The organism is Streptomyces rectiviolaceus (assembly GCF_039533825.1).
Lineage (GTDB): Bacteria > Actinomycetota > Actinomycetes > Streptomycetales > Streptomycetaceae > Streptomyces > Streptomyces rectiviolaceus.
In genome coordinates, this window is the sequence record NZ_BAAAUG010000238.1 from 1 (window position 1) to 3,143 (window position 3,143).

The 3,143-nt window shown below is 68.4% G+C and carries 3 protein-coding genes and 1 pseudogene; all 4 read right to left on the reverse strand.

Going from position 1 to position 3,143, the window contains the following annotated elements; all coding sequences use genetic code 11:
• Positions 1-869: pseudogene (locus ABD378_RS43155) on the reverse strand (hypothetical protein); the annotation flags it as partial.
• Complete coding sequence (locus ABD378_RS43160; protein WP_344530850.1) at positions 866-1,687, reverse strand: hypothetical protein; 822 nt, start codon at positions 1,685-1,687, stop codon at positions 866-868. The pseudogene ABD378_RS43155 and the gene ABD378_RS43160, both read right to left, overlap by 4 nt.
• 150 nt (positions 1,688-1,837) lie before the next feature.
• Positions 1,838-2,179 carry a hypothetical protein gene (locus tag ABD378_RS43165; protein ID WP_344530852.1) on the reverse strand — a complete coding sequence of 114 codons (342 nt, stop codon included), beginning with the start codon at positions 2,177-2,179 and terminating at the stop codon, positions 1,838-1,840.
• Positions 2,180-2,217: 38 nt separating this feature from the next.
• Positions 2,218-3,143, reverse strand: a 926-nt coding sequence (locus ABD378_RS43170) for a hypothetical protein (RefSeq protein WP_344530854.1), incomplete at its 5' end; no start/stop codon positions are given.

Sequence of the window (3,143 nt, forward strand, 5' to 3'; positions counted from 1 at the left end):
TGGGAGAAGTGGCCGCCCTTGCCCTGCCACGTGGTGCGGGAGCGTCCGGCCTTGGCGACGGCCGCCGCAGTCGCGGCGGGCTTCCCTGCGGGCCACACGTCGGGGATGCCGTGCGCGCGCATCGCCGCGAGGAGCTTGCGGTAGTTGGGCTTCTTCGCCGGGTCGAATCCCTTCGTCCACGGCTGGCTCGCGCGGCCGAGGACCTCGACCTGGATGTTCACGCGGCCTTCGCGGTTGGTACGGCGGGAGCCGTCGTTGCGCAGAGCGCGGCCGGACTTGGTGAGCGACCCGAACTGGCCGAGCTTGTCGGACAGCGGGTCGTAGATGACCTGCGGCTCGGCACCCACCCGGATCAGGTAGAGGGCGATGGAGGTGAAGTACCTGGCGCCCGCGGGGCTTTCGGTGGTGTGCCAGGTCGTCCGCGGCGGGTTGCCGGGGGTGTCCATGGCGCCGCCGATGGACTGCCCACCGAACTTGGTGGCGCCGGAGATGTATGCCGGGCCGGATCCGCCGCGCGGCAGGAGGTCCTCGTCGGTGTAGCTGTCTGTGGACTTCTTCTGCACGAACTGCGCGTTGTTGCCTGCCAGGTCGCCGCCCTCGTTGCGGGTCTTCGGCATCCGGTCCGGCTCGTACACCCGGTACTCGGTAGCGCCGACCGGCACGTACACGTCCAGGTCACCGTCCTCGCGGAGCACCATGAAGGCGCCCTCGAGGCGCGGGTGCTCGCGCAGGAAGCGGGGGCTGTCTTCGAGGGCAGCGATGGCGCGCACTTCGTCGATGTGGGTCTGGTCGCAGGTGCCGAGGTAGGTGGTGGTGGACTCGGGGCTGTCGTCTTCGAGGTGGTCGACGGCGACGTGGAAGGCGGTCATCGGCGTTTCCCTGGGTCGAGGCGGGGCTGGATGAGGTCGATCTGGTCGCGCAGCGCGAGGTACGTGGTGAGGAACATGCGGGCGTCGCCGTGCTCGCCGTACGAAGATCCCCACGAGTTCCTGAAGCGCAATACGCAGTGCTCAGGCAGCAGGACACCGTCGGAGGTGGCGACGGCCTCGAGCGCGGTGACGCAGACTTCGTGACCGCCCTCGAGCGGAGAGGAGGCCCAGTCGCCGGAGTCGATGAACCCCTCGCTGTCGGGCTCATTGAATGCTGATCTCCAAGGGAGACCCATGAGCACGGGCCCGGTCTGCAGGAGGGTGCAGAGTTCTTCGGCGGTGGTGGCGTGCGCGTACTGGTCGATGAGGCCGCGCGTTTTCATCGCTTTGGCGATGCCGAGGCCGGAGGAGCCGCAGTCCTGTACGGGCCACGCCAGGTCGTGCCACTGGTCGTGTTCGGTGGCCTGCGCGTACAGGTCGATCGCGAAGCGCTGTGCGGCGGTCGCGTCGTCGGTGTCCAGGCCTGCGGTGCGGGCGCGGTCCTTGGTGAGGAGTACGGACAGTGCGGCGGTGGCGGCGTTTCCGGTGCAGGAGGCGAGCGCGTCCAGGTCGTGCTCGAGGCTGTAGGCCTTGGACAGGTGAATGCCCTGCGCGGTCAGGTTCTGCTGGTCCAGGACGGGTATCCGCGGCTCCCACGCCGTGGCGCGCAGCGGCTGTCCGTCGTAGGCGCGCCGGTAGGCGAGGCTGCGCGGGTCCAGCACGAGGTGCCTGCCCAGGGCAGGTCGGACCTCGTATTCGCGCACCGTGACTTCGGGCACTCGCCCGTTCTCCTGCACTCCCCGCGCCCAGAGATGGCGTCGTTCTGCGGACCGCTCGCGCGGTCGTCCCTCGGGGAGTGGGGCAGGGGCGGAGGGTCGCCCAGTGATCAGGCTACGGCCTGGTGGGGCAGGTGTTGCCCCCGCTCACGGTCACTCCTCGATGGGCTGCGGGTCGAGCTTGTCGGCGGTCAGGATGACGGAGTCCTTGCCGCAGCCGTCGTCCGAGGAGCAGTTGACCCGGATGTACTTGGGGTCGCCGTTGTTGGAGTAGAACATCGCAGCGGATCCGACGTGGTTTTCGTATCGGCATCCGACGGTGCGGCAGGCGTAGGTGATGGAGTACCAGGTTCGCGGCTCCCAGGTGAGGGTGTCGCCGACCGGCGCGGGCGGAGTGGGCTCCGGCTCGGGTTCGGGTTCGGGCTCAACAGTTCCCGGGTCGGCGGGGACCGGCGGGGTGTCGTCGGGCTGCGTGGACTGCTGCTCTTCACTCATCGGGTTCTCCTCTGTCGCGGCGTTCTGACGGGGAAGGGTCAGGATCCGACGACCATCCAGTTGACGACGGTGGCGGTGAGGTTCTCGCGGTTGACCCACACCAACGCTGAGGTGCTGGTGACGGACGACATGCTGACACCGGTGACGCCGGCGCCGGGGGTCGGCAAGGCATCCTTGCGGGAGCCCGGCGCGGTGGTCGACGCGGTGGCGTAGCCGCGGAATGTGCTGCCGGTGCACGCGAACGACACCAGGGCGCTGGTGGGGGTGTGAGCTGCGGACGGGGTGATGGTGACGGTGCCCGTGGCGATGTTCCCGGCCGTCAAAGTGCCTTTGACGAGGGTGTTGCCTGCCTGGTCGACGGAGAATTTGTATTGGGCGGCGTCCGGGTCCCAGCATCGGATCATGTATCCGGTGTGACTGGGTCCTGGCTGTACGAACAGGACGCTGCTGGTGTCGCCGACGTAGGGCTGCACGGTGAGTTTCCCGCGCGCCTTTGCCTGCCCCGGGGTGACCCAGATGTCGGCCGCCTGAGTGGCGGCGGTGCTGTCGCTGTATCCGAAGGACGCCGAGTTTTGGTCCATGTAGATGCGTCCGCCGACGGCGGTGTTGTTGGCGCTATCGCGGATGCGTTCGGCGGCCCAGAAGTCCTGGCCGAAGAACGTCCTCCACTTCATGTCGGTGAAGCCGGATCCGGTGAACCCTCCGGAGTTGAGGCCCAGATTGGCGGACCCGGTGGGGATCTCCACCACGTTGATGACGGCTTGGTTGCTCTGGTCGGCGTTGGTCAGGCGCAGGTTCGGGTAGGTGCTGTCGGGGTCGAGGTAGAGCAGGGCCCCGTTGGTGCCTTCCAGGAGCAGGCCGCGGCCGGAGAGCTCACCGACGGCCCGATCCGTGTCGTCGTACACCAGGACCTTGTTGGCGCCCGCCTCGTTGACCGTGACGCGTTCACCGGTGGCGGCGGTCT

Coding starts and splice junctions, on each gene's coding strand:
- ABD378_RS43165 (WP_344530852.1), bottom strand. CDS start 2,179: ATGAGTGAAGAGCAGCAGTCCACGCAGCCCGACGACACCCCGCCGGTC.